Genomic DNA, 1,644 nt, shown 5'->3' on the forward strand with positions numbered 1-1,644 from the left:
GCCCTTTAAAGGTGAAAGGTGTTTAAAGGTGAAAAGGTGAAAAAATTGCTGCGCCACTTAGGCATTTGGCTTAACTCCTTAACTCCTTAACTCCTTAAATAAACATTGTCCATTTTTCGGAAAGAAAATTAACGTTATAAGTGCCGTTTTTATCCAGCGGCCGCTCACTCAGCTGCAAATAATCGATTCTCGCGAGGGTTTGTTTTGGCGCAAAATGGTACTGGCTGATAAAAGGTGGAATTGCATATGTATGTAGAGTTGGTGCACAAATTGTGCGGATAATCTGCAATTAGCAGCAAAATACCCTGCAATATGGTGCAAAATGCAATGCAATTTGTACCTAAACGCAGTGCAATTTGCACCTAAACGAGTGCGTTTTGCCGCAAAACGCAGTCTATTTTGGTGCTAAACGCAGTTCAAAATGCTGCTAAATGCAAGACGATAAGCATAAATATGCGTGTGAAATTGGGGATTATGCGTTTTCTTTTCGATAGAAAACAGGTGTTTTGCATGGCGAAAAGTGGCTAATTAATGGGTGTTTTGGTGCTAAAAGTAGGTAATTGGGATGATTAAAAGATGCGCGCCGGCGACAAAATAGAAAGGTAAAGTGGTGCTAAATGCCGCTTGTGTTCTCAAAAATGGACTAAAACAAAAGTGTGTTATACTGAAAATAACAGCTAAATGTATGCAAAATGGCTTTTGATTCTTCTAGAATGGGATGAAATTTTCTCGGTATTTGTCAAAAGTGTTCACTTGTTTTAACTTTTGGTTGGGCGTATCTGTGCGTGTTTTCATTTCATAATAGAAAGTAGTTGGTTTTGTAACGATACGTTGGTTTGGAATAATAGTCAATGCTGCCTTGAATAAGAGTTTAGGGTTGTAGCTGAATTTGTGGCAGCAACCCCTTTGCGATTGTCTACGCCTTGTTTCGTTTTAAAGAGAATGTGGCATTAATCTTGCTCGGCCGTTAAATGCCAAGTAAGGCTATCTTTTTTGATGTTTGAGAAAAGAATAAACGCTTTGCAAAGCCCGTTGGTTGATGTGTTTTTAGGGTGGTTACACTTCTGTAACTTACGATTATAGCCCAAACGATCATTGCTCAATGTAATTCAACTAGCCGTTATTTTATTAGGAAAACGGCATTAATTCAAAAAAATGATGTAGATTTGCAGTTATAAACTTCATTATATTGAAGATAAATGCCTTAAAAGGCATATAACCTTCAATATAATGATAAATAAAACGTAGCGTTATGGTCGATTTATATGAATATTCTACGCCTGAACTTGTACGCCTTTTGGGTACGCGTTTCAAGGAATATAGGCTGCGATGCAACCTCACTCAAAAAGAGGTTGCGGAGCGATCGGGGGTTGGACTGACCACCATTCACAAGTTTGAGAATGGCAGTGCAGGCAACTTGTCGCTATCCACATTCGTACTTTTGCTTAAAGTTGTTGGGCAAATCAATTCGTTAGACAATCTTCTGCCAGAGTTGCCTCCTTCTCCTTATCTTGTGCGTAGAGACGAAAAGAAGGCGCAACGCATTAGGCATACTAAGTAACTAAAGTTTCCCACCCCTTAAAACACTGGATTTTCTCATTCACCTTTGCCTTCGCATGTAACCCCATCTTCCATCCACGGCGA

Annotated in this window: 1 protein-coding gene; it reads left to right on the forward strand. The window is 39.4% G+C overall.

Going from position 1 to position 1,644, the window contains the following annotated elements; genetic code table 11:
- Positions 1–1,252: 1,252 nt before the first annotated feature.
- A complete protein-coding gene (locus HMPREF2955_RS12855) occupies positions 1,253–1,561 on the forward strand; it encodes a helix-turn-helix domain-containing protein (protein ID WP_009230510.1) in 309 nt (102 codons plus the stop codon).
- The last annotated feature ends 83 nt before the right edge of the window (positions 1,562–1,644 follow it).

This window comes from Prevotella sp. HMSC073D09, from assembly GCF_001814145.1.
In the GTDB taxonomy this organism is placed as follows: Bacteria; Bacteroidota; Bacteroidia; order Bacteroidales; family Bacteroidaceae; genus Prevotella; species Prevotella conceptionensis.

Coding starts and splice junctions, on each gene's coding strand:
- HMPREF2955_RS12855 (WP_009230510.1), top strand. CDS start 1,253: ATGGTCGATTTATATGAATATTCTACGCCTGAACTTGTACGCCTTTTG.